General features: G+C 70.5%; 22 protein-coding genes, 5 tRNA genes and 2 pseudogenes. 17 read left to right on the forward strand and 12 right to left on the reverse strand.

Features of this window, described 5'->3' with window-relative positions:
• Positions 1 to 185: 185 nt before the first annotated feature.
• The 6 genes from IE182_RS04640 to IE182_RS04665 form a co-directional block, all read right to left on the reverse strand.
• On the reverse strand, positions 186 to 452 hold the full coding sequence (locus IE182_RS04640; protein ID WP_190108315.1) for a DUF6274 family protein: 267 nt from the start codon (positions 450 to 452) through the stop codon (positions 186 to 188).
• A gap of 141 nt (positions 453 to 593) precedes the next feature.
• Positions 594 to 668: transfer RNA gene (locus IE182_RS04645), tRNA-Asp, on the reverse strand.
• A gap of 112 nt (positions 669 to 780) precedes the next feature.
• Positions 781 to 4,746 (reverse strand): ATP-dependent RNA helicase HrpA, encoded by a 3,966-nt coding sequence (gene hrpA, locus IE182_RS04650; RefSeq protein WP_190108316.1) that lies wholly within the window; start codon positions 4,744 to 4,746, stop codon positions 781 to 783.
• Between the two features lie 174 nt (positions 4,747 to 4,920).
• Positions 4,921 to 4,994 (reverse strand) — tRNA-Phe (locus tag IE182_RS04655).
• 24 nt (positions 4,995 to 5,018) lie between these two features.
• Positions 5,019 to 5,093, reverse strand: a tRNA-Asp gene (locus tag IE182_RS04660).
• Positions 5,094 to 5,133: 40 nt separating this feature from the next.
• Positions 5,134 to 5,206, reverse strand: a tRNA-Glu gene (locus IE182_RS04665).
• A 137-nt stretch (positions 5,207 to 5,343) separates the two neighbouring features.
• Between IE182_RS04665 and IE182_RS04670 the strand changes: the two genes are divergently transcribed.
• The 4 genes from IE182_RS04670 (at position 5,344) to IE182_RS04685 (ending at position 9,065) form a co-directional block, all read left to right on the forward strand.
• Complete coding sequence (locus IE182_RS04670; RefSeq protein WP_190108317.1) at positions 5,344 to 5,694, forward strand: metallopeptidase family protein; 351 nt, start codon at positions 5,344 to 5,346, stop codon at positions 5,692 to 5,694.
• 96 nt (positions 5,695 to 5,790) lie between these two features.
• Positions 5,791 to 6,288, forward strand: coding sequence for a hypothetical protein (locus tag IE182_RS04675; protein WP_190108318.1), 498 nt, complete (start codon positions 5,791 to 5,793; stop codon positions 6,286 to 6,288).
• Between the two features lie 376 nt (positions 6,289 to 6,664).
• Positions 6,665 to 8,860: a DEAD/DEAH box helicase gene (locus IE182_RS04680; RefSeq protein WP_190108319.1), complete on the forward strand. Its 2,196-nt coding sequence runs from the start codon at positions 6,665 to 6,667 to the stop codon at positions 8,858 to 8,860.
• A 132-nt stretch (positions 8,861 to 8,992) separates the two neighbouring features.
• Positions 8,993 to 9,065 (forward strand) — tRNA-Lys (locus IE182_RS04685).
• Positions 9,066 to 9,322: 257 nt separating this feature from the next.
• Here IE182_RS04685 and IE182_RS32685 read toward each other — a convergent pair.
• Positions 9,323 to 9,817: pseudogene (locus tag IE182_RS32685) on the reverse strand (site-specific integrase); the annotation flags it as partial.
• Here IE182_RS32685 and IE182_RS04690 point away from each other — a divergent pair.
• Positions 9,731 to 9,982, forward strand: a complete 252-nt coding sequence (locus IE182_RS04690) for a hypothetical protein (RefSeq protein WP_190108320.1) — start codon at positions 9,731 to 9,733, stop codon at positions 9,980 to 9,982. The pseudogene IE182_RS32685 and the gene IE182_RS04690 overlap by 87 nt on opposite strands.
• Positions 9,983 to 10,204: 222 nt before the next feature.
• On the opposite strand, the pseudogene IE182_RS32690 reads toward IE182_RS04690, so the two are convergent.
• Positions 10,205 to 10,702 (reverse strand): annotated as a pseudogene (locus IE182_RS32690) (tyrosine-type recombinase/integrase); the annotation flags it as partial.
• Positions 10,699 to 11,334 carry a hypothetical protein gene (locus tag IE182_RS04700; protein ID WP_190108321.1) on the reverse strand — a complete coding sequence of 212 codons (636 nt, stop codon included), beginning with the start codon at positions 11,332 to 11,334 and terminating at the stop codon, positions 10,699 to 10,701. The pseudogene IE182_RS32690 and the gene IE182_RS04700, both read right to left, overlap by 4 nt.
• A gap of 309 nt (positions 11,335 to 11,643) precedes the next feature.
• Between IE182_RS04700 and IE182_RS04705 the strand changes: the two genes are divergently transcribed.
• From IE182_RS04705 to IE182_RS04720, 4 genes are all read left to right on the forward strand, one after another.
• Complete coding sequence (locus IE182_RS04705) at positions 11,644 to 11,889, forward strand: helix-turn-helix domain-containing protein (RefSeq protein ID WP_190108322.1); 246 nt, start codon at positions 11,644 to 11,646, stop codon at positions 11,887 to 11,889.
• Positions 11,886 to 12,170 carry an integrase gene (locus IE182_RS04710; protein WP_190108323.1) on the forward strand — a complete coding sequence of 95 codons (285 nt, stop codon included), beginning with the start codon at positions 11,886 to 11,888 and terminating at the stop codon, positions 12,168 to 12,170. Before IE182_RS04705 ends, IE182_RS04710 begins: the two co-directional genes overlap by 4 nt.
• A gap of 147 nt (positions 12,171 to 12,317) precedes the next feature.
• Entirely contained in the window at positions 12,318 to 13,364 is a 1,047-nt protein-coding gene (locus IE182_RS04715) for a bifunctional DNA primase/polymerase (RefSeq protein ID WP_190108324.1), read from the forward strand.
• Complete coding sequence (locus IE182_RS04720) at positions 13,361 to 14,929, forward strand: AICE element replication initiation protein (RefSeq protein WP_190108325.1); 1,569 nt, start codon at positions 13,361 to 13,363, stop codon at positions 14,927 to 14,929. The genes IE182_RS04715 and IE182_RS04720 overlap by 4 nt, the downstream gene beginning before the upstream one ends.
• Positions 14,930 to 15,526: 597 nt before the next feature.
• Here the strand turns inward: IE182_RS04720 and IE182_RS04725 are convergent.
• Complete coding sequence (locus IE182_RS04725) at positions 15,527 to 16,249, reverse strand: GntR family transcriptional regulator (protein ID WP_190108388.1); 723 nt, start codon at positions 16,247 to 16,249, stop codon at positions 15,527 to 15,529.
• Between the two features lie 206 nt (positions 16,250 to 16,455).
• Here IE182_RS04725 and IE182_RS04730 point away from each other — a divergent pair, with 206 nt between their 5' ends.
• Together IE182_RS04730 and IE182_RS04735 are read left to right on the forward strand one after the other, a co-directional pair.
• Positions 16,456 to 16,656 (forward strand): hypothetical protein, encoded by a 201-nt coding sequence (locus IE182_RS04730; RefSeq protein WP_190108326.1) that lies wholly within the window; start codon positions 16,456 to 16,458, stop codon positions 16,654 to 16,656.
• Positions 16,657 to 16,735: 79 nt separating this feature from the next.
• The gene (locus IE182_RS04735; protein ID WP_190108327.1) at positions 16,736 to 17,566 is read left to right on the forward strand and encodes a class I SAM-dependent methyltransferase; all 831 of its coding nucleotides are present in this window, start codon (positions 16,736 to 16,738) and stop codon (positions 17,564 to 17,566) included.
• 46 nt (positions 17,567 to 17,612) lie between these two features.
• Here the strand turns inward: IE182_RS04735 and IE182_RS04740 are convergent, their stop codons facing one another.
• The gene (locus IE182_RS04740; RefSeq protein WP_190108328.1) at positions 17,613 to 18,923 is read right to left on the reverse strand and encodes a UDP-glucose dehydrogenase family protein; all 1,311 of its coding nucleotides are present in this window, start codon (positions 18,921 to 18,923) and stop codon (positions 17,613 to 17,615) included.
• An 84-nt stretch (positions 18,924 to 19,007) separates the two neighbouring features.
• Between IE182_RS04740 and IE182_RS04745 the strand changes: the two genes are divergently transcribed.
• The 3 genes from IE182_RS04745 (at position 19,008) to IE182_RS04755 (ending at position 21,732) form a co-directional block, all read left to right on the forward strand.
• A complete protein-coding gene (locus IE182_RS04745; protein WP_190108329.1) occupies positions 19,008 to 20,333 on the forward strand; it encodes a UDP-glucose dehydrogenase family protein in 1,326 nt (441 codons plus the stop codon).
• Positions 20,334 to 20,616: 283 nt separating this feature from the next.
• Positions 20,617 to 20,913 (forward strand): aldo-keto reductase family protein, encoded by a 297-nt coding sequence (locus IE182_RS04750; RefSeq protein ID WP_190108330.1) that lies wholly within the window; start codon positions 20,617 to 20,619, stop codon positions 20,911 to 20,913.
• A 396-nt stretch (positions 20,914 to 21,309) separates the two neighbouring features.
• Positions 21,310 to 21,732 carry a YjbQ family protein gene (locus IE182_RS04755; protein ID WP_189455800.1) on the forward strand — a complete coding sequence of 141 codons (423 nt, stop codon included), beginning with the start codon at positions 21,310 to 21,312 and terminating at the stop codon, positions 21,730 to 21,732.
• Positions 21,733 to 21,753: 21 nt separating this feature from the next.
• Here IE182_RS04755 and IE182_RS04760 read toward each other — a convergent pair whose 3' ends face one another.
• On the reverse strand, positions 21,754 to 22,227 hold the full coding sequence (locus IE182_RS04760; RefSeq protein ID WP_190108331.1) for a DUF5994 family protein: 474 nt from the start codon (positions 22,225 to 22,227) through the stop codon (positions 21,754 to 21,756).
• A gap of 303 nt (positions 22,228 to 22,530) precedes the next feature.
• On the opposite strand from IE182_RS04760, the gene IE182_RS04765 reads away from it, so the two are divergent.
• Genes IE182_RS04765 through IE182_RS04775 form a run of 3 tightly spaced genes read left to right on the forward strand, consistent with a single transcriptional unit; the run spans position 22,531 to position 23,641 of the window.
• Positions 22,531 to 23,091: a DUF5994 family protein gene (locus IE182_RS04765; RefSeq protein WP_190108332.1), complete on the forward strand. Its 561-nt coding sequence runs from the start codon at positions 22,531 to 22,533 to the stop codon at positions 23,089 to 23,091.
• A 5-nt stretch (positions 23,092 to 23,096) separates the two neighbouring features.
• Positions 23,097 to 23,354 (forward strand): hypothetical protein, encoded by a 258-nt coding sequence (locus tag IE182_RS04770; protein ID WP_190108333.1) that lies wholly within the window; start codon positions 23,097 to 23,099, stop codon positions 23,352 to 23,354.
• Between the two features lie 2 nt (positions 23,355 to 23,356).
• Entirely contained in the window at positions 23,357 to 23,641 is a 285-nt protein-coding gene (locus tag IE182_RS04775) for a hypothetical protein (protein ID WP_190108334.1), read from the forward strand.
• Positions 23,642 to 23,687 lie beyond the last annotated feature (46 nt).

Genomic DNA, 23,687 nt, shown 5'->3' on the forward strand with positions numbered 1-23,687 from the left:
AGTTCCCCCACTCCAGGAACTCTTTCGGTGACTCCCGTCACACCGGCTCGTGCTTGTCACTCATTGTGCCCCTGAGGTAAAGGCCCATCGGGGCAAAGGCGTGTCCGCACGGCCCTGTTGAGCCGCGGGCGGCCGGCCGTCACCACGGGGGCCGTCGGGGCCGTCACCGGGACGAGGGACTTTCCCTATGCGCCGTCCACGCTGTCCAGGCCCTCCGCGCCGTCCCGGCTGCCCGCGCCGTTCACGCCGTCTGTGGCGTCCAGACCGTCCGTGGCCGCCTGCGGGGCGTTCCCGGCCTCCTGGGCGAGTCGCAGCAGCCGGTGGCAGACGGGGCAGTGTCTGGTCAGGTGGCGATAGCCGACGGCGGCGGAGAGGTGGGCACGCAGCAGCGCACGGGTCTCATGCCGGACGCTCTCGGTCTGCCTGTCCTCGGGCCGGGTGGTCGTCGTCATGTGGCGCAGCACCTCCCACTGACTGGGTACCCCTGGCACGTGTCGCAGTCAAGGTCGAACGCACGAAGGCCCGGATCCGCGAAGGGATCCGGGCAACAGCAGTGAGGCCCGTAGCCAGGGGCTACGGGCCTCACCATAATGCGGTCCTGACGGGATTTGAACCCGCGGCCTCCACCTTGACAGGGTGGCGAGCACTCCAAACTGCTCCACAGGACCTTGCTTGCTTTCCCGCTTCCGCGGGGCTGCGAAACAAGACTCTACAGCAGGTCAGGGGGTGCGGTCGAACCCCGGCCGGTGAGGCGTGGAGCACAGTGCCGACGCCGGCCGCCTAGGGCGCCAACTGGTCGATCGCCTTGACGATCCGCTTGTCCGAGATCGGATAGGCGGTGCCCAGCGCGTGCGCGAAGTAGCTCACCCGGAGCTCCTCGATCATCCAGCGGACGTCGCGCGCCTCCTGCGGCACCGGCTTGCCCCGGGGGAACTGCTCCAGCAGCCACAGGTACTCGTCGCGCATCTCCTTCACCTTGGCCATCCGGGCGCGGTCCCGGTCGGCGTTGGTGGGCAGCTGCGTCAGGCGCCGGTCGACGGCGACGAGGTAGCGCAGCAGGTCGTGCAGGCGGTGCACGCCGTGCGCGGTCACGAAGCCCGGCTTGATGAGCTCGGCCAGCTGCTCCTTGACGTCCGTCAGCGACGGCACCAGCGTCAGGCTCGTCGTGGCCTTCAGGCGGCGCTCGCACGCCTGCCAGGCGGCCAGCACCTCCTGCACCCTGCGGATCGTGTCCAGCGTCGCGTCCACGATGTCGGCGCGTACCGCGTCGAAGAGCTTGCGGAACGACTCCTCGTCCCAGGCGGGCCCGCCGTGGGCCGCCATCAGCTTGTCCGCGGCACCGGCAACGCAGTCGTCGAAGAGCGCCTGGATCGAGCCGTGCGGATTGCGCGACAGGGCCAGCTTCTGCTGATTGCCGAGCTTGTCCTGGGCGAACTTCGCAGGGTTCGACGGCAGGTTCAGCAGGATGAGGCGGCGGGTGCCGCGCCACATGGCCTCGCGCTGCTCCGGCTCGGTGTCGAAGAGGCGCACGGCGACCGAGGCGCCCTCGTCGACGAGCGCGGGGTACGCCTTGACGGGCTGGCCGGCGCGGCGGGTCTCGAAGGTGCGCGGCAGCGCGCCGATCGTCCAGGCGGTCAGGCCCGTGCGCTGCTCCAGGCGCGCGCCGCCCGAGGACTCGGCGGCCTTCTCGAACGCCTTGGTGATCGCCGCCTGCGTCTTCGGCTTGAGCTTCAGCCGCAGCGCCTCCAGGTCCTTGTCCTCGGCGATCTTCCGCTTGCGCTCGTCGACCACCCGGAAGGTGATCTTGAGGTGGCCGGGGACCTTGGCGAGGTCGAAGTCCTCCGCCTCCATGCGCACGGCCGTCATCCGGTGCAGCCCACGGGCCAGCGCCGTCGTCAGCGGCTCCTGGAGGGGGACCGCGGAGTCCAGGAAACGCTGGGCGAAGTTCGGGGCCGGGACGCAGTTGCGGCGGATCGGCTTGGGCAGCGAACGGATCAGCTCCGTCACCAGGTCCTCGCGCAGCCCCGGGATCTGCCAGTCGAAGCCCTCGGCCGAGACCTGGTTGAGCACCTGCAGCGGGATGTGGACGGTCACGCCGTCCGCGTCCGCGCCCGGCTCGAACTGATAGGTGACCTTGAACTTCAGCCGGCCCTGCCGCCAGGAGTCCGGGTAGTCGTCCTTGGTGACCGCCTCGGCGTTCTCGTTGATGAGCATCGAGTGCTCGAAGTTGAGCAACTCCGGCTCGTCGCGACGCTTGTGCTTCCACCACGAGTCGAAATGCGCGCCGGACACCACGTGTTCGGGCAGCCGCTGGTCGTAGAAGTCGAAGAGCGTCTCGTCGTCCACGAGGATGTCGCGGCGACGGGCACGGTGCTCCAGCTCCTCGACCTCGCCGAGGAGCTTGCGGTTGTCGTGGAAGAACTGGTGGTGCGTGCGCCAGTCCCCTTCGACGAGCGCGTTGCGGATGAACAGCTCACGGCTGGTCTCCGGATCGATGCGCCCGTAATTGACCTTCCGCTGCGCCACGATCGGTACGCCGTAGAGCGTCACCCGCTCGTACGCCATCACCGCGGCCTGCTTCTGCTCCCAGTGCGGCTCGCTGTAGGTGCGCTTCACCAGGTGCTGGGCGAGCGGCTCGACCCACTCCGGCTCGATCTTCGCGTTCACCCGGGCCCAGAGCCGGGAGGTCTCCACGAGCTCCGCCGACATCACCCAGCGCGGCGGCTTCTTGAACAGCGCCGAACCGGGGAAGACCGCGAATTTGGCGCTGCGGGCACCGACGTACTCGTTGTTCTTCTCGGTGTCCTTCAGGCCGATGTGCGACAGCAGACCCGCCAGCAAGGACTGGTGCACGCGGTCGGGTGCCGCGTCCTCCTCGGCGAGGTGGATCTCCATCGTCCTGGCGACCGTGCGCAGCTGGTAGTAGATGTCCTGCCACTCGCGTATGCGCAGGTAGTTCAGGTAGTCCGACTTGCACATGCGGCGGAAGGCGGACGACGACAGCGTCTTCTGCTGCTCGCGGATGTAGCGCCACAGGTTCAGGAAGGCGAGGAAGTCGCTCGTCTCGTCCTTGAACCGGGCGTGCTGCTGATCGGCCTGCGCCTGCTTCTCCGAAGGCCGCTCGCGCGGGTCCTGGATGGAGAGCGCGGCGGCGATGACCATGACCTCGCGGGCACAGCCGTTGCGGTCGGCCTCCAGCACCATGCGGGCCAGGCGCGGGTCGACGGGCAGCTGCGAGAGCTTGCGGCCCAGCTGCGTCAGCCGCTTCTTCGGATCCTTCTGCTGGGGGTCTATCGCCCCGAGCTCCTGCAGCAGGTCGACGCCGTCCTTGATGTTGCGCCGGTCCGGCGGGTCGATGAACGGGAACCTCTCGATGTCCCCGAGGCCGGCCGCGGTCATCTGCAGGATGACGGAGGCGAGGTTCGTCCGCAGGATCTCCGCGTCCGTGAATTCCGGCCGCGCGAGGAAGTCGTCCTCCGAGTACAGCCGGATGCAGATGCCGTCGCTCGTCCGGCCGCAGCGGCCCTTGCGCTGGTTGGCGCTGGCCTGCGAGACCGGCTCGATCGGCAGCCGCTGGACCTTGGTGCGGTGGCTGTAGCGGGAGATCCGGGCGAAGCCGGGGTCGATGACGTACTTGATGCCGGGCACGGTCAGCGACGTCTCGGCGACGTTCGTGGCGAGGACGACGCGGCGGCCGGAGTGGCGCTGGAAGACGCGGTGCTGCTCGGCGTGGGAGAGGCGCGCGTACAGCGGCAGGATCTCGGTGCTCTGCCCGAGCGCGCCCCCGGTCCGGGTGAACTTCTTCTCCAGCGCGTCCGCCGTGTCGCGGATCTCCCGCTCGCCGGAGAGGAAGACCAGGATGTCGCCCGGCCCCTCCTTCTGCAGCTCGTCGACGGCGTCACAGATCGCGGTGACCTGGTCACGGTCGGCGTCGGTGGACTCTTCCTCCAGCAGCGGCCGGTAGCGGACCTCCACCGGATACGTCCGGCCGGAGACCTCGACGATCGGCGCGTCGCCGAAGTGACGGGAGAAGCGCTCCGGGTCGATCGTCGCCGACGTGATCACGATCTTGAGGTCGGGGCGCCGGGGGAGCAGCTGGGCGAGGTAGCCCAGCAGGAAGTCGATGTTGAGGCTGCGCTCGTGCGCCTCGTCGATGATGATCGTGTCGTACTGGCGCAGCTCGCGGTCCGTCTGGATCTCGGCGAGCAGGATGCCGTCCGTCATCAGCTTGACCATGGTCTCGCCGCCGACCTGGTCGGTGAAGCGGACCTTCCAGCCGACCGCCTCGCCCAGCGGCGTCCGCAGCTCCTCGGCGACCCGCTCCGCCACCGTGCGGGCGGCGATCCGGCGCGGCTGGGTGTGGCCGATCAGGCCCTTGATGCCGCGGCCGAGCTCCAGGCAGATCTTGGGGATCTGGGTGGTCTTGCCGGAGCCGGTCTCACCGGCGACGATCACGACCTGGTGGTCGCGGATCGCCGCCAGGATCTCGTCCTTCTTCTGGCTGACCGGCAGCTGCTCGGGGTAGCTGACGGCCGGCACGGCCTCCCGGCGGACCGCGACGCGCAGCTCGGCCGCGTCGGCGTCCGCCGCGATCTCGGCCAGGACGGCCGCACGGGCCTCGGGCTTGCGGATGCGGCGCGCCCCGTCGAGCCGACGGCCCAGCCGCTGCGCGTCGCGCAGCATCAGCTCGGGCAGGCGGGCGGCGAGGTCGGCGAAGGCGGCGGGGGCGGCAGGCTGCGTAGACATACGAAGTCCAGGATCGCACCACGCGCCGCGAAGCAGCGAACCTATTTAGGGGGCCCGGGCCGGCGCCGCGGCGGCGACGCGCGGAGAGCCGGGAAACGGCGAAGGCCCCCACGGGGATCGGTGTGCCCGGGAAACGGCGAAAGCCCCGATCCGGGGATCGGGGCTTTCGGGCGGTGGCTGGGGCCGGGGTCGAACCGGCGACCTTCCGCTTTTCAGGCGGACGCTCGTACCAACTGAGCTACCCAGCCACGTGATCACCGAGATGATCACAGCGGTCCTGACGGGATTTGAACCCGCGGCCTCCACCTTGACAGGGTGGCGAGCACTCCAAACTGCTCCACAGGACCTTGCTCATGTGCGAGAACTAGTCTCGCACACGTTCCAGCGTGCCCCCAACGGGATTCGAACCCGTGCTACCGCCTTGAAAGGGCGGCGTCCTGGGCCACTAGACGATGAGGGCTGATGGCCCACCTGGGCGCTTCGCAGCGCCTCGGGGACGTGAGAAGCATATGGGATGAGGGGACCGATCGCCAAAACGGTTTGCCGCGGGCCTCCGCCGGGCCGCCCGGACGGCCCCTCGTGCCGGACAATGGCGGGGTGCTGGAGATGACGCGCGAGGAGTTCGAGGAACTGGTCGCCGAGGGTCTGGACCGGATCCCGCCGGAGCTGACACGGCTGATGGACAACGTCGCCGTGTTCGTGGAGGACGAGCCCGCGGCGGAGGAGCCGGAGCTGCTCGGGCTCTACGAGGGCACGCCGCTGACCGAGCGCGGCGAGTGGTACGCCGGCGTGCTGCCGGACCGCATCACGATCTACCGCGGGCCGACCCTGCGCATGTGCGCGACGCGGGAAGAGGTCGTGGAGGAGGTGGAGGTGACGGTCGTTCACGAGGTCGCCCACCACTTCGGCATCGACGACGAACGGCTGCACGCACTGGGCTACGGGTGATCGATGGCTGACGCCCGGGCGCCCCGCGTGTCCTGGGCGGGGCGGGGCCAGTTGGGCAGGGGGCCTGTCCCCCCGTACCCGAAGGCGGTCCGTCCCATGCGCGCAACGTCAGCGCACGCGTCAACATTCACCCGTATCGCGGCAGCGGCCGTGGCGACCCTGGCCCTGGGCGGGTGCATGAGCGTGAGCGACGCGGGGCGCCCGGCGCCCGCGGGGACGGGCAAGCAGCGTGAGACCGGTACGCAGCCGGACGGCGGGCTGCAGCTCCCGGGCAGTCGCCCGGGCCGGACGGACGCCAAGTCGGTCAAGGGCGGCGCGAGCGGCAGCCCGGCGGCCAAGGGCGGCCGGTCCGGGTCGGCCTCGGCCACGCCCTCCGCCGCCCCGGGGGCCTCACCGCCCGCCGGCCGGCCGGGCAAGCCGGGCGCGCAGCCGAAGCCGCCGGGTGCCGGCCCGGGCACCTCCCCGGTGCCGGGCAAGCCGCCGGCGCCCTCGCAGCCGCCCACGCAGGCCCCGCCCACCCAGGCGCCGCCGTCGTCCCCGCCCCAGCCGCCGGGGCCCACCGCGCCGTCGGCACCGCAGCCGGGGCCCTCGTAGGCCGCGGGTGGGACGCTCGTGGCCGTGAGCCGGGAACGGACGCTCCGTGGCCGTGGGCCGGGTCCTCGGGGGTCGTATACGGGTCGCAGCGGAGCGCTGCGGGGCCGCGACAGTGGCATCGCCGCAGGTCGTAGGGGGTCGGCTCGCGCGGGCCGGGCGGGGTGTGGCGTAGGCCATTGGGGTGCCGAGTTGCGCTGCGGGGGAGTGGGTGCGTATGGTGGTAGATCGTTTGATCCCATTTGCCCGGCGCCTGACAGAAGCGCGCCGTGTGGCGCGTTCCTTACCTTGCCGTGGCTGACCGCATCGAGGCGGTCATTTGTGAAGCCGACACGGAGCTTGGGCGCGTGCCGAAACTCCGGAAGGTTTCGCATTTCGCATGTCCATTTCCACTGACACCACCACCATGCCCGAGGCCGACGAGATGATCGTCGAGGCCGTCGAGGCCGCCGTCGAGACGACCGAGGCCGCCGCCGAGCCGGCCGAGCCGCAGATCACCTTCGGTGACCTGGGCCTGGACGACGCGATCGTCCGCAAGCTCGCCCAGAACGGCGTGACCACGCCCTTCCCGATCCAGGCCGCGACCATCCCGGACGCCCTGGCCGGCAAGGACATCCTCGGCCGTGGCCGCACGGGCTCCGGCAAGACCCTCTCCTTCGGTCTGCCGCTGCTCTCCACGCTGGCCGGCGGTCACACCGAGAAGAAGCGCCCCCGCGGCCTGATCCTCACCCCGACCCGCGAGCTGGCGATGCAGGTCGCCGACGCCCTCCAGCCCTACGGCGACGTCCTCGGCCTGAAGATGAAGGTCGTCTGCGGCGGTACGTCCATGGGCAACCAGATCTACGCCCTGGAGCGCGGCGTCGACATCCTCGTCGCCACCCCGGGCCGTCTGCGCGACATCATCAACCGCGGTGCCGCCTCCCTCGACAAGGTCCAGGTCGCCGTCCTCGACGAGGCCGACCAGATGGCCGACATGGGCTTCCTGCCCGAGGTCACCGAGATCCTCGACCTGGTGCCGGCCGGCGGCCAGCGCCTGCTGTTCTCCGCCACGCTGGAGAACGAGATCGACACCCTCGTCAAGCGCTACCTGGTCAACCCGGTCACGCACGAGGTCGACCCCTCCGCCGGCGCCGTCTCGACGATGACCCACCACGTCCTCGTCGTGAAGCCGAAGGACAAGGCGCCGGTCACCGCCGCCATCGCCGCCCGCAAGGGCCGCACGATCATCTTCGTCCGCACCCAGATGGGCGCCGACCGCGTCGCCGAGCAGCTGCTCGACTCCGGTGTCCGCGCGGACGCCCTGCACGGCGGCATGACCCAGGGCGCCCGTACCCGCGTCCTGGAGGACTTCAAGGCCGGCTACGTGAACTGCCTGGTCGCCACCGACGTCGCCGCCCGCGGCATCCACGTCGACGGCATCGACCTGGTCCTCAACGTCGACCCCGCCGGTGACCACAAGGACTACCTGCACCGCTCCGGCCGTACGGCCCGCGCCGGCCAGTCCGGCACGGTCGTCTCCCTGGCCCTGCCGCACCAGCGCAAGCAGATCTTCCGCCTGATGGAGGACGCGGGCGTCGACGCCTCGCGCCACATCGTCGGCGGTGCCGGCGCCTTCGACGAGGACGTCGCCAAGATCACCGGCGCGCGTTCCCTCACCGAGGTCCAGGCCGACTCCGCGGCCAACGCCGCCAAGCAGGCCGAGCGCGAGCTGGCCGACCTGAACCGTCAGCTGGAGCGCGTCCAGCGCCGCGCCACCGAGCTGCGCGAGGAGGCCGACCGCCTGCTGGCGCGCGCCGCCCGCGAGCGCGGCGAGGACCCGGAGGCCGCCGTGGCCGCCGCCGCGGAGGAGGCCCAGGCCGAGGCCGCCGCCCAGGTGGAGGAGGCGCCCGCCGCGTCCGTCCCGGCCCAGGCCGCGCCGGCCTACCGCGACGAGCGGGGCAACTTCGAGCGTCGCAGCAGCGGCTTCCGTCGTGACGAGCGCGGTGGCGACCGTCGTGACGACCGTGGCGGCTTCCGCCGTGACGACCGTCGCGATGACCGTGGTGGCGACCGTGGTGGCTTCCGCCGCGACGACCGTCCCTCCGGCGGCTTCCGCCGTGACGACCGTCGTGACGAGCGCGGTGGCGACCGTGGTGGCTTCCGCCGCGACGACCGTCCCTCCGGCGGCTTCCGTCGCGACGACCGTCGTGACGAGCGTGGTGGCGACCGTCGTGACGACCGTGGCGGCTTCCGCCGTGACGACCGTCGCGATGACCGTGGTGGCGACCGTGGTGGCTTCCGCCGCGACGACCGTCCCTCCGGCGGCTTCCGTCGCGACGACCGTCCGTCGGGCGGCTTCCGCCGTGACGACCGTCCCTCCGGTGGTTTCCGCCGTGACGACCGTCCGGCCACCGGCGGCTACCGCTCCGGCGGCGGCGACCGTCCGTTCAACCGCGACCGCCGCGACGACCGCCCCTCCGGCGGCTACCGCTCCGGCAGCAGCGACCGCCCCTACGGCCGTCGTGACGACCACCGCGGCGCCGGTTCCTCCTTCGACCGCCGCAACGACAAGCCCCGCTGGAAGCGCAACGGCTGATCGGCAGAGCTGAACTGAGGGCCCGTACGGCACATCCGTGCCGCACGGGCCCTCGTGCATTCGCCCCCGGCACCACGAGTCGGCCTTAACGACTCGGGCTCCGGCGGCAGTCCGGGCTATGCTGCGGTGTGCGGGCCGTTAGCTCAATTGGCAGAGCAGTGGACTTTTAATCCATTGGTTGTGGGTTCGAGTCCCACACGGCCTACCGTCCGATGAGGTCACAGCACCACCTGTGACCTGCATCTTTTCGCCCCGGCTGGGTTTCTCCAGTCGGGGCGAAGGCGTATTTTCCGCCTTCTGCGTGAGCGATGCGTGAGCGGCGGTGCCTTCAGCGGCTGCTGAGCGCGCCCTGGGGACCAGCCGCTCGGCAGCCTCGGCCACCTCGCGGTCGACCTCGGGGAGCAGGCTCGTGTACGTGTCCGAGGTGAGCTTGATCGAGGACTGCCGCAGGGTCTCCTTGATGGTGTGGATGTCTCCGCCACCTCCATGGATCAGGGTCGCGGCTACGTGGCGCAGATCACGAAGGTTGATCGGTGGCAGTCCGGCCGCCTTGGAGATGCGCCGGAACGCCTCGGACACCTTCTCGGGGTGCAGCCAGGAACCGTCCTCCTCCGTGAAGACCTTGCCCGTGTCGACCCATGCCGCGCCCCACTTGAGACGTTCTTTCGCCTGCCGCACCCGATGGGCCCTCAGAACGGCCACAACGCCGCTGGAGAGGGCGATCGTGCCCGCGCTGCCGTCCGTCTTCGGATCGGACTCGTAGGGCGTCCAGCCGTCCTGTACGAGCTCCTTGGCCACCGTCAGGCTGGCGCCGTCCAGGTCCACGTTCTCCCAGTCCTGCCCCACCCCTTCGCCGCGCCGCAGACCGCGATGAGCGACCAGGTGGAAGAAGGCGTACAGCCGGTCCTTCTCGGCTTCGTCCAGGAAGGCGCCGACCTGCGCCGGTGTCCACACCATGACGGGGCTCGGCTTCTCGCCGGTCTCAAGCCACCGCTGCACCCGCTCCTCGGTCCACAGCAGCGCCTTGGGCCGCTTGCCGGACTCCAGTTCGACATGCTCGGCCGGGTTGAAGGTGATGAGTTGCTGCGCGATAGCAGCGTTCAGGGCGGCCCGCAGCGTTGACCGGATGCGCTGCCGGGTGGCCGCTCCTGTCAGCTTCCGGAACGGCTTCATCTCGGCCAGCTTGGCGCGCTCCTCGGCCAACCTCGCGCGGTCTGCGGCCTTCGGGGCACCCGGCCGGCCGTGCTTGCAGCGCGCGACCTGCTCGCGCCTCGCCTGGTTCTCGGCCGCGATCACCTCGTTGTCGTCGGCGATCCCGTCGAACATCTCCACCAGGTGCCCGACGTTCAGCCGGTCCAGCCGGAGATGCCCGATGCGCGGCTTGAGGTGCACACGGATGTGCGACGTGTACCCGTTGGCCGTGGTCTTCCGGACCTTCTTCGAGGCCATCCACTCGTCGAGCCACTCGCCGACGGTGATGTGCGCGGTGAGGGACTGCCCGGTGCGGAACTTGCGCCGGGTCTCTTCGAGGTCGGGCAGCGGGGCCTTGTCAGCCGCTACCTTCTCCAGCAGCTCGGCTATTCGGTGCTGCCCCTCGGCGTCGTCGGTGTCGGGGAGGGCGAGGAGGGCGCGCACCTTGTCGAGGTCGGCCTGGGCCTCGGTCTTGGTGCCGTAGCCGCCCCGGGCGAACGAGCGTCTCTTGCCGTCCGGCCGCGCCGGCAGTTCCTGCCGGAGGGAGTACGTACCGTGTCGCTTCTGCTTCAGCTTCGGGCAAGAGGCACCGAGCGACTTCCCCGTCTCCGGGTCGCGGCAGTGGCACCGCCGGTACGTCGAACCCTTCACCCTTCATCCCTCTCGTTCGATCCTCTGGAGCCCTTCCGGACCTGCCCCAGTAGCCCCTGCTTGCGCGCTGCGCCGACCCACTTGGCGGCCGTGGAGTGCGAGATGTCGAAGTGGTCGGCGACGGTCTTCGTGGGCGGCTGGCCCTGTTCATGTGCCGTGCGGTAGACCTCGGCCACCGTCGCCAGATGCTCCGGAGTCAGATTGCGCCGTCCTCCCGGACCCTGCGCCGGGGGCGGCCCGGGCATCTGGTCCAGCAACGGCGCCAGCAGCTCCCGTGCCCGTTCCTTGCGTTGTGCCGTCGTCAGGGCCTGCTGCTCCTCGGACCGCTTCCATCCCCCGGCGGCATCGACCGCAGCCTCATCGTCGACCAGTTGCATGGCCGCGACGTACTTCCACTTGAGGACCGACCCGGTCTTCACGGCGAGTTCCAGCGGGAACGTGAGCTCATCCGCGCCCATGACAGCGACCAGGTTCATGCCCCGTCCGGGGGCCGCATGAAAGCACAGAGCGATGGTCATGCCGCTGCGCTTCTCGGTCGCGATCCCCGTGAAGTGGCTGGGCACCTTGAAGTTGTCACCGATGTCCACGATCGGTGGATTGCCCTGGAACCGGTCGTACGGCCAGCCCGGCACGGCTAGATAGTCCCACCCCTCGGGGGTGTCGTATGGATGCATGGCTACATCCTGCCTCATCGGCAAAGAAGCGGCAAGGTTACGGCGCGGAGTGGCGGGTCGTGAAATGCGTCGCGACTGCAAGCGAGTGTGGAGGTGTCGGTGATCGCGGTGGAGGTATCAAGCGTGAAAGGTATGGAATATCAAGCGTGAAAGGTCAGGGCCAACCGTTTGCTAAGGGGTGAGTGAGCCCTCGGGGAGGTGGTCCTAAACATTGCCTATCAAGCGTGAAACATCGCCATCCGGCAAGCTTTCGACTACAGTCTGACCATGGTCCGAACCGATGTCCTTCAACTCGTGTGGGTCCGCGACGCCGCCATGTCCGGCTCGGCGCGCCAGGCCCGCACCGAAGCCCGCCTGACCCTTTCCGAGATCGCCGAACTCTGCGAGGTCGACCCCTCGACCGTGTGGCGCTGGGAGCAGGGCAAGCGAGCCCCACGCGGAGAAGCAGCCCTTCGGTACGCGCGGGTCCTTCGCGCCCTCGCGTATCGGGACAGCAGGGAGCCGGCTGCATGACGAGCCCCGGACTGACCCGTGCTGAGCTGCTGGCACTGCCCGCGGCTATTGATCTTGAGACGGCCGGCCGTGCCCTCGGCCTGAGACGCAGAACCACGTACGCCCTGGCCAAGCGCGATGAACTGCCGGTGCGCACTCTGCGCCTGGGGCGGGCTCTGCGCGTCGTGACCGCCGAACTGCTGGAAGTCCTCGGCGTCGCCCCCGAAGACGAGGGCGGGCCCCGCGCGGATGTTGGCGCATCCGCTGGGGCCCTCGAAGCCTCCGTCCCCGCTGCTGCATGAACAACGCGGCGGCACGGGGTGCGAACGACCAAGCCCGCCCCGTGCCGCCGGTAAGGAGACCTCTGTGACCGAGCGTACCCACCGCTCCGGTACGCCCACCATCGCCTGCTTCCCCGGGCAGTCGCCCGCCGACGGGGAGGCAGCCGCTTGAGCACGACGACCGCCCCCGACCCGCGCCGCGTCGCCCTGTGGGCAGCGGCACAGGGCTGGCATGTGATCCCTCTCTCGCCGGGCACGAAGGTGCCGATGCGCGGCTGCGCCCGATGCTCCTCGGGAACCAAGGAGCGCCCCAACCCGCGCTACGTCCAGCACGACGGCCACGGATGCGAATGCATCGAGGTCGGCCGCCCCTGCCATGGCGTCCTGGCCGCCACAGCCGACCCCGAACGCATCACCGCCTGGTGGGCCCGCATGCCTGCCGCCGGAGTCGGTATCGCGGCTGGACCCTCCGGCCTGGTCATCCTCGACATCGACTGCCACGACGGACAGCCGCCCGAGAATCCCGCCGAACTGCTCCCCGGAGTCGACCTGCCCGACGACCTCGCCCCCGGCAGCATCCACGACGGCCGCGACGTCCTCGCCCTGCTCTGCGAAGCGCGCCGCGCCCGCTATCCCGAGGGAACACCCACCTTCACGGTGCGGACCCCCTCGGGAGGCGTGCACCTCTGGTTCCGCGCCCCCGCTGGCACGACGTGGCGCCCGCTCGTCGGCGCGCTCGGCTGGCAGCTCGACGTCCGTGCCGGCTCGTCGTACGCCGTGGCACCGGGCACCGCCACCCGAGCGGGCCGGTACACGCTGCAAGGCGACTGCCGGACGGTCGCCGAACTGCCCGTGTGGCTCGCCCGAGACCTCGACCGCACCGGACACCGTGTGCGCCCGGAGCGGCCGCGCGTCGTGCTGCCCTGGCGTACGCGCTGCAGCGTGGGCAGCGGCTATGTGGCTGCTGCCGTACGTGACGAGCTGCGCGCAGTCGCAGAGGCGGCCTCCGGCACGCGCAACGACACCCTGAACCGGGCCGCGTTCAGCCTGGGCACCCTGATCACCCCGGCCGGCCTCGACCGAGCCCAGGTCACCGATGCGCTGCTCGACGCTGCCCACCATGCGGGCCTGCCCGAGAAGGAAGCCCAGGCGGCCATCCGCTCCGGCCCCTCCGCCGGGGCCCGCCAGCCGCGCACACTGGGGGCCGCCGCATGACGATGTCCCAGCCGTACGACGCGGCAGCCATAGCGCGGGCTCTCGTTGCCATCCCCGGCGGACGAGACGCGTACGCCGAGGCGGAAAGCCGGGCGCCGCAGGGTCGGCATAGGAAGCCGCCGCAGGCCGAACTGCTCCGCCTCATCGGCGAGAACGGATTCCGCTACTTCCGCAACGAAAGCGACGGCGAACCCTACGCCGTCCCGGAGAACGGTCCCGCCATCGCCGTCCCGCTGCGTGCCAAGGCCCACAGCGCCTCCGGCAGCCTGCGCCAGCACCTGATCCGTGATTACCTCACCACCTACAACCACCCTCCGTCGCAGAGCGCCCTGGCTGACGCCATCGCCGCACTCGACGCGCTGGCCTGTGACGCACCCGAATCCCAGCTCTGGCTGCGCGTCGCGCCCGACCCCGACGATCCCAACGTGACCTGGCTCGACCTCGGCCGGGCCGACGGTCAGTCGGTCCGCATTGCCCCCGGCGAGTGGACCCTCACCTACCCCGACCCCTCGACCGGTCCTGTGTGGCGACGCACCAAGCTCGTGGGCCGGCTGCCTCTCCCAGTAAGCCCTACGGGCGGATGGCGAGCGGGTATGGAGGCTTTCGCCGAACTGCTGCCGTTCACCGAGAAGACCCTGCCCCTGGCCGTCGCTTGGCTGCTCGCCGCCCTGCGGCCGAGCATTCCCCGGCCGATCGCCTACCTCACGGGCGAGCAAGGCACTGGCAAGACCACTTCCGGCCGCATGCTCGTCGGTCTGCTCGACGGCCCCCGCACCCCGCTGCGCCAGGCACCGACGAACGACAGGGACCTCAGCGTCACGGCAACGGCCGGCTGGACCCTGCCGTTCGACAACCTTTTGAGCATCCCGCTCAAGCTCTCCGAATTCCTGAGCCGGGTGGTCACCGGCAGCGCGGACGTCAGCCGCGCGCTCTACAGCGACAACGACGTCAGCGTGCTGGCCTTCGAGCGCCCCATCCTGCTCACCGGCATCGACGTGGGCGCACTGAAATCGGACCTCTCCGAGCGCATGATGCCGCTCGAACTCAGGCCCATCACCAAGCGGCGGACCATCACGGACCTGTGGGGCGGGTACGAGCGGGCGCACCCCGAGATCCTCGGGGCGATGCTGGACCTGGCCGCCCTCGTCTGGGCCGAGCTGCCCCAGGCCGCTGCCGATCTCACCCACCGCCCCCGCATGGCCGACTTCTACGAGATCTTGTACGCACTCGACAGGGTGACCGGCTGGTCGGGCACCAGCACGTACGACGGAGCCCAAAGGGACCTCGTGGACGCGGTCCTCGACGGCGATCCGGCCATCGTCGCGCTGTGTACCTGGGCCCTCGGACCGTCGTTTCCGCGCGAAGGCTGGTCCGGAACCATGACCGACTTGCACGGTTTCCTCTCCGGGCGTGTGCGCCCAGGAGAACCCTTCCCGCGCACAGCAGCATCGCTGAGCGCGTGCCTCAACACCGCGGCGCCGTCGCTGCGACAGCGCGGCATCTACATCACACGCTCCAAGAGCAACAAGAACGGCAGGAAGTACACGATCACCGCTGAGACGTAGGCGGCGTAGCGGTCGACCCCCGCCCCGGGAAGCGAACGGCTCCCGGGGCGCAGGTGTACCCGGGGGACGATCACGGTCAAGAGGGGGACGCTCAGGGGACAGTCACCCGCTGGCACGACACGCCCCAGAAGGCGGGGGAGCAGGGAATGTGGAGGCTCTGGCCCGCTCGGCTCCGTTGGAGGGGTACGCGGGGACGCTCTATCCCCCTGTCTTCTCTGTTCTGAAAAAGGTGGGGAAAGAAAGGGAGAGGAGACATGGAAGAGCAGCGTCCCCCCACGTCCCCCCCCCAGCCAGCGCATCGCTTCGCGACCGGTCGCGACTGCGCGCGCACGCGCGCGAATAGCACGGACCACTGACATTGTTGGGTCCGAATCAGTGCCGCAGAACCGGTGGGCTGCCCTCCCAAACGGCAAAATAAAGGTCCGTCTGACAGTTTTCCTATATGCGACAGTTTTCGGCCCGCCACCCGTCGGCCTGGGCCAACTTCGTCACCCGTGTGGTGTGAGCGAACCCACATGCTGTTCGTGCTGCTGCCTCGCGGTATGCGCCTTCATCCGTGCATCGGCTTCAACACATCACCGGCGCTCGGACCATCGCTCACCTCTGGTCGGGGGCGGCGTCGAACCGGTACTCGTAGCCGATGACGTGGCGGTACGGCAGGCACCATTCGCCGTACTCGATGATTCCTTGGTCGTCCCACAGGCGGTGGGCTCCGGCGAGTATCGGCGTGCCGGTCTTCAGCCCGAGGAAGTCGGCTTCGCGGGGCTCGGCGTCCCGGGCGTGCATGTCGTCGCGCCCTTCGACGGGGCGCCGGCCGGTGGCTTCGATGATGCGCGGCAGCAGGCCCGGGGCCTTGCCTGCGGCGGTGGAAAGCAGGTCGGGCACGGAGACGGCGAACTCGGCCGGGTACCAGGTGACCGCGAGCATGAGCCGCTGCTGACCCCGGCCGGTGTGCCACTGGCGGCGTACGACTTGGTCGCCTTCGTCGAGGTCGAAGATGTCGGCGACGTACAGGGGCGGGGCGACGAGGTGGGCTTCGGTGACGATGACGCTTTCGCCGTCGCCCAGGACGCTGCCGGTCCGCAGGACGCGGGTGATGCGGTCGTAGCCGGAGGACCCGGCCTTCGGCGCGTTGGCGATGTAGGTGCCGCGCTGGCTGGTGCGGATGTAGCCCTCGACCTGGAGCTGTCCGAGGGCCTTTTGCAGGGTGGCGACGGCGACGCCGTGTTCGGCGGCGAGGGTGCGGTGGTTGGGGAGCTTGGTGCCCTCGGGGAGTTCGCCGTCGAGGATGCGGCGGCGGAACTCGGCCGCGAGGCGCATGTAGGGGTGCTGGGCCTCGGTCGGGTTTGCGGATTCCGGAACGTTGTTCACGGCGGCGGCTCCCAAGTGTGGTGTGGCCTAGGTCAGTTGAGTGTACTAGGTCACTCCTTGGTCTTGCATTGAGTGGCCTAGGCCGAGCATCCTTACGGCCTAGGCCACACGCTCAGTGTCGGGCCGATCACGCATGCCTGGAAGGACTCGCGCCTGTGAGCCACCACGCACAGCACCACCCCCGTCGACGGCTCCGCAAGCCCGTCGATCTCGTCGGGACCATCGCGGCCTGGGTCTACGGCCTCGGCATCGCCGCCACCGTCGCGTGCCTGGGCCTGATGGCCTGCCAAGAGCACGTCGGCAAGGCCCCGCATCTGCCTTCCGGGATCTCGCTCCCGGACCTCACGCAGGAGTGACCACCGCGGCCCGCCGACGGCCACGCTGTCGGCGCCCTTGCCGCTCAGCACACCACCGACCATCGGAGGTGCACTTCCCATGACCGAAACGACCGACCACCCCACCCCGTACCGAAAGCCCTCGGAGATCTTCTCCACCACGGCGTCCTGGTACGTCCGCTACCGGCGCCCGCACCCGCCGGTCCTGCTGGACCTGATCGCGTCCATGGCCCACGAGCACACGGCGGCCCCCCGGATGCTCGACCTGGGGTGCGGCCCCGGCCCCGTCTCCTTGGACCTGGCCGTACGCGGCGTCGACGTCATCGCCCTCGACCCGAGCCCGGAGATGCTGGACGCCGCCCGCGCAGAGGAGAAGGAACGCGGGCTGTCCGGCACCGACTGGCGCCAGGCCACCGCGGAGAACGTGGCCTGCCTCCCCGGAGTACGTGGGGTCTCCGGGGCGGTGGCCGCCGATGCCTTCCACTGGATGGACCGCGAACAGGTCCTGCGGCAACTGGACGAGGTGACGGCACCGGGCGGGTTCGTCGCCCTGCTGTGCTCGCACGCCGCCGGTGCCCCACGGCCGTGGTGGCACGAGCTCATCGGCCAGGTGCGAGCCCGGTTCGTCGGCACCGCCCCGGCAGCCGGCCCACGTGAGTCCTACCGGGTACCCGAGGGAGACCACGAGAGCGTGCTGAGGCGCTCGGCCTTCCACCAGATCACCGTCACACGGGCCGAGCACCTGGTGTCGTACAGCACCGAGGAACTGATCGGCGCCCAGCTGACCTACGCCTACTCCTCCCCGGTAGTGCTCGGCGACCAGCGGCGCGCCTTCGAGGACGCGTTACGCGAAGTGCTGATCGTGGCCGAGCCGTCTGGCCGGTTCGAGTACACGGCGACAGCCGCGCTGATCACCGGCCGCCGTGGCTGAAGCAGGGGTGTCCCGTGCCCACGAGGCGCGGGACATCCGGCACCGGTCAGCCCTTGCCCAGGCGGTGAACGGTCCAGCCGGCCATCGCCCACCGGTCGGTGTCGATGGTGCTGCGCGCGTCGATCAGGACGCGGTCGGCCACGGCCTGGCCGACGGCTACGGGGTCGGCGTCGGCGAACTGTGGCCACTCGGTGGCCAGCAGCACCACGGCCGCGTCCCGGGCGGCCTCGATGGCGCTCCCCGCATACGCCAGGTCGGGGTGTCCGGCACGGGCGTTGGCGTTGGCCATCGGGTCGAAGACCGTCACGACCGCTCCGGCATCGTGCAAGCGGTCGGCGACATCGAGGGCCGGGGAGTCGCGGATGTCGTCGGTTCCCGGCTTGAACGCCGCTCCCCACACGGTGACCCTCTTGCCCGTCAGCTCCCCGCCGACCACCGCCCGTACCCGTTCGACGGTGCGCGACCGGCGGTCGCGGTTGATGGCGTCCACGCCCCGCAGGAACGCGAACGAGTCGCCCACGCCGAGTTCTTCGGCGCGGGCGGTGAAGGCCCGCACGTCCTTCGGCAGGCAGCCGCCCCCGTATCCGAGACCGGGGCTCATGGCCCGGTGTCCGATGCGGGTGTCGTAGCCGATGGCCTGGGCGACCACGGCCGCATCCGCCCCGGTGGCCTCGCACAGGTTCGCCATCGCGTTGATGAACGAGATGCGGGTGGCGAGGAAGGCGTTGGCGGCCCCCTTGACGAGTTCGCACGTCTCCGGGTCCGTGACGATCAGGGGGGAACCAGCGTCCACGATCGGGGCGAACGCTTCCCGGACGGTCTTCTCGGCCCACGGGGAGGAGACACCGGCCACGATCCGGTCCGGCCGGAGCGTGTCGGCGACCGCGTGACCCTCGCGCAAGAACTCCGGCGACCAAGCGACTTCGACGGCCTCACCGGCCGGAGCCAGACGGTGCATCAGCTTCCGGACGGCCGCCGTGGTGCCAACCGACACGGTGGATTTGCCGACGATCAGGCACCGGCCGGTCAGGTGTGGGGCGAGGGCTTCGACGGCGGCGAAGACCTGCGAGAGGTCGTAGCCGCTGCCGTCGGGAAGGTCCGGCGTCCCGACACCGATGAAGTGCACCTCACCGTGCTCGGCCGCAGCCCGGATGTCGGTGGTGAACCGCAGTCGCCCGCCGACGTGCCGGGCGAGCAGGTCATCGAGTTCGGGTTCACGGAACCAGGCCCGGCCCGAGTTGAGGGTCTCGATCTTGTCCGGGTCGATATCGACCCCGATGACGTCGTGTCCGATCTCGGCCATAGCGGCGGCGTGCGTGGCTCCCAGGTGCCCGCACCCAATGACGGTCATCCGCACTGCAAGCGCCTTTCTCTCGGCGATGTCGTGGCCCGCCACACAACCACCAACGAGCACAGCCACACAAAGACGGAGGTCAAGCCCGTGAAAGTCACTGTGATCGGCTGTGGGCGCCTCGGCGCCCCCTACGCCTGCTCCCTCGCGGCCATCGGGCACGAGGTGCTCGGCGTCGAAGTCTCACCCGCAGTTCTCGGACGCCTGAGCCAGGGCCTCGCGCCGTTCGACGAACGAGGGCTCGGGGAAGCGGTCGCCGAGCATCACGCCTCGGGCCGGCTCAGGTTCACCGGCTCGTACGAGGAGGCCGCCGCGTTCGCGGACGTGCACTTCGTGTGCGTGCCTACCCCGCAGCAGGACGGCGGGCTCGGCGCAGACCTCTCGGCGATCGAGTCCGCCATCACCTCCCTCGCCTCCCGCGCCTCGGGCCGCTGCCTGATCGTCGGCAAGTCCTCCGTCCCCGTCGGCACCGCAGCCCGCATGGGTCGGCTCGCCGCCGACCACGCCCCCGACGGCGCCCAGGTGACGGTGGCGTGGTCGCCGGACTTCCTGCGCGAGTCCACCTCGCTCGAAGACGCCGCCCGCCCCACCCGGATTATCGTCGGCCTCCCCACGTGCGCGGGGCAGGCAGAAGCGACGCTTCGGAGGGTCTGGGCACCGTGGACCGAGGCCGGGGTGCCCCTGGTCGTCGCGGACCTGGCTACTGCGGAACTGGCCAAGTCGGCTGCGAACGCCTTCCTCGCCACGAAGGTCTCCTTCATCAACGCGATGGCGGCCCTGTGCGAGGCATCCGGCGCTGACATCCACACCCTCGCCGAGTCCCTCGCCCACGACCCCCGCATCGGCGGCGCGATGCTCGACTCCGGCCTCGGGTTCGGCGGCTCCTGCATCCCCAAGGACATCCGGGCCCTCATCGCGCGTGGCAGGCAACTCGGGGTGCCCGAAGTCGGCTTCCTGCACCAGATCGACGCCATCAACATCCGGCGCCGGCGCCGTGTCGTCGCCCTCGCCCGTCAGGCGTGCGACGGCAGCCTCGCCGGTCGCCGGGTCGCCCTGTGGGGAGCCGCCTTCAAGCCCGGCACCGACGACGTCCGCGACTCGCCCGCCCTCGCCGTGGCCGCTGACCTTCACGCCGCTGGGGCCTCGGTCGCCATCCACGACCCCAAGGCCCTGCCCACAGTCCGCCGCCAAGCCCCCGAGCTGGAATGCGTCGACGACTTCGAGCGGGTTCTGGACGGCGCTGACGTTCTGCTGCACCTGACCCACTGGCCGCAGTACGCCGACGCCGACCCCGAACTCCTCATCGCCAAGCCAGCCCAGTACCGACTGGTGGACGCACGCGGCACCCTCGACGCCCGCCGCTGGACCGACGCCGGATGGGTCTACCAGGGACTCGGGTACGCACTGACGAGCTGAACGACATTCCCGCACGTGGGCGCGCAGCCACCTGTTGCGGTCCTTCACCGGGCTCGCGTCCCCGGTCACCAGGAGACGCGAGGCCGCTCGTTCTTCAGATGACCTCGATGGTCGTGGACGGCGAGGTCTGGCCGCCGACGGAGAACTCCCCGCTGGTGGGGCCCAGGGGGTGTCATCGCCGGTGCTCACGCAGACACACCTGGCCGGGTGCGCGCCACCAGTGGGGATGGCCAGGTCGACGTCGGAGAAGGTCAGGCACTGCCCGTCGGCGGAGAGGGTTCCCATGTACGCGGTGGAGGGGGCGTTGCCGTCCTGGACGGTCAGCCTGATCATGGACCGCCCGATCCGCCAGTCCCTCGGCGGCTGGGGCCCGCTCGTCCAGGCCCGCGCCGCCGGGCTGACCACGTTCGCCTCGTCACCGCTGCACGGCGGCGAACTGATCGATCTGATGCCCCCCGAGCTGGTGGAGCTCATCCGGCCCGGCCTCTCCCCGGCTGCCGCGTGCCTGCTGGTGGCCGCGTCAACCCCGAGCCTGGACATCATCCCTCCTAGCAGCCAGCAGTTCCGGGCATTGGGCTGAGGCAGCCGCCGCCCAGCGGTCGCGGGCCGTCGTCCGCCCGCCGGGGACTCCGGCGAGTACATCGAGCGACCGCCGGGGATCGGCCCACCACTCGTCGGGCGTCCAACGGTAGGGGGCACGGCCGCCCCAGGACCCTTCTCCAGAACTGTGGCGGCCCGCTCCGGGCCGTGGCAGGCGCAGAAGCTGGAGAGCTACGCGCCGTCAGCTGGCGGCGCGGTGTACCTGCGGGGGATGGGCCTCCCCACGCAGCCCGGTCCCGCCCCACGTCACGCACAGGGCTGATCTGGCTGCTCTTGAGGTTTGTCGGGCGGTGGGGCTGTTCTGGCGACCGGAGTCCCCGCGGAACAACCCGTCCAGCCGTCAACGCTGCTCCCGAACAGCGGGTACTGGTGAACCATGACCGGCACCTTCACCACCCGCACTGTCGACGTGACAACCGGCTCCGCCGAGACCATGCACGACCTGACGAATGCGTGCACCGCGTTCCTCCGGGAGGTCGCTCACGGGCGAGATGGGCTGCTGAACGTCTTCACCCCGCACGCGACGTCCGGCCTGGCGGTCATCGAGACCGGCGCGGGTAGCGACAACGACCTGCTGGCGGCCCTCCGTGAGGTTCTTCCCGCAGACGACCGTTGGCGGGACCGTCACGGCGGTGCGGGCCCCGGCCGTGATCACATGCTCCCGGCTCTGGTGCCGCCGCACGCCACGCTGCCCGTGATGGGTGGTGAGCTGGAGTTGGGGACCTCGCAGTCCGTCGTTCTGGTGACCACCGACCGGGGCGGCCCCGACCGCCAGGTCCGGCTGTCCTTCCTCGGCTGACCCGAGCCGTCGCCCCGACGTTCAGGCCTGCGGGGTGCCGGTGTCGATGAGGATCTGTTCGGCCCGGGTGATGTTGTCGGCCCGTACGGCCCTGGCCATCGCGGCACGTGCCGCGTCGGGCGTGGCGTCGGGCGGGACCACCAGCAGGGCGAAGTGATCGTTCTCGCCCCGGGTGATGAGGACCGTGTCGTCACCGACCGGGAAGGAATCGATGCGTACGACCCGGTCCTCGATGATCAGCCGGGTCGGGAGCTCTTCCCAGGCGCTCGCGTCCAGGCCGACGCGCGTGATGGGGCCGAGGTGCTCGGTCAGGGCGGTGATCAGGCCGGGAAGCTCGGCGCCGATGTCACGGGAGCGCGGCCACCACGCGCCGTCCAGGACTCCCCCGCGCTCCCGTGTCGTCTCCAGCCGCAGGAGGGCCGTCCCGGGTTTCACGGCGTGGTGGATCGCGTCCGGCAGAAGTCCGGGGAGGCGTGGGGTGTCGGAATCGGCCATGGCGTACTCGCCTGTCTCCGAGGATTCAGCGTGCTCGTTCGGCGTCCGGGGTGCGTCGCAGTCACCGGGCGAGCCGCTCGCAGCAATCCCACCGTACTCCGCAGGCCGGCGGCGGGCTCGCCCACAGGGCCGTCGCACGCCCGCTCCCGAAAAGTCGCCTGGTCGCGCAAGGTCTGCGGACCGCTTGCCGGAGTAGGGTGGGGAAACCGGGAACACTTCGTACACCAGCCTCCATGCGGGTGTCGTTCCCGGTGAGTCACAACGCCGGGCAGTCGACGACAAGCCCGGGGGCAGGTTCGCATCATGGCTGTCACCACCGACCGTAGGACGACCGACGAGCACGCCCCTTCGCCGCCTGCCCGCCTGTCCCTGACGCCAGGGACGGCGTCAGGCCTGCTGGACGGTGCCTGGTGGCCCCGCTCTCGCGACCTCTCCCGTGAGCTCCCCGCACTGGCGGAGAGGCTGGACCACTCCTGGGGGCGGGTCACCCGCGTCACGGTGAATCCGGCCTTCTGGCCCGTGATCCCGCGCAAGGTTCCCGTCGGCGGACACACGGTGCACGTGGGCTGGTTCACCAATGAGCAGGACCCGCACAAGCTCCTGCTGTTCTCCTACGCCGCGGACCGCCTGGACCTGCTGATCATCCCGCCGGAGACCGACCCGGCCGCAGCTGCCCGGCTGATGTCCGCCGCGACCACCCCCGGAAGCCTCCTCACCGCGAGCCGGCTGATGGAGGACGAACGAGCGGCCGACGACGCGACGCAGTCACGGGACCGCGAAGAGGAGTGGGAGACCGAGGGTGGGACCGCGCCACCACCGGCCGGGAACCCGACCGGGCCTCCGCGCTCCGCCCAAGGGCTATGAGAACCGTGCAGACAGCCGTCACCCTCGCCGTGATCATCATGATCGCTGTGGGAGCCTTCCTGATCCACCGGGTCAACGCCCAGCACGACGAAAGAATCGCGGGCTTCCGCTACAGCGGTGTCCTGCCGTGGCGCGACAGCAGGAGCCGGAACCGCCCACGGTCGGCCATCGACCCCGCCGGACTTCGCCTCACCCGAAACCGCCACGAGCAACCGCACGGGGACCGCAGGCGACTCCGCCTGTTCTCCGGCCGGAGGAAGTGACCATGACGTCCGCACGCACCACCCCCATACCAGCGGAGCCGGTGCCGCCGGCAGGGCGCGCCGACATTCGCATCACCGCTGCGTCCCCCGAGACCGCCCGCCGCGTCGCGGAAGTCCTCCGGCGCTGCTTCGACTCCACCGAGCAACGCAGCTACCCGGCCGGCCACGAAGGCGGTACCCGGCTCCACCTCACCGTCGACACCACGCGTCCCGCCGAGCCCGCGCGATCCTGGCTGGCGACCAGCCGGAACACGGCGGCCGACCACTCGCAGGACGACGAAGTCTGACAGTCCGTGCATGCCCCTGTACAAGCAAGCCCCCAGGTCAGCGACC

It is taken from the genome of Streptomyces cinnamoneus (assembly GCF_014650495.1).
GTDB lineage: Bacteria > Actinomycetota > Actinomycetes > Streptomycetales > Streptomycetaceae > Streptomyces > Streptomyces cinnamoneus.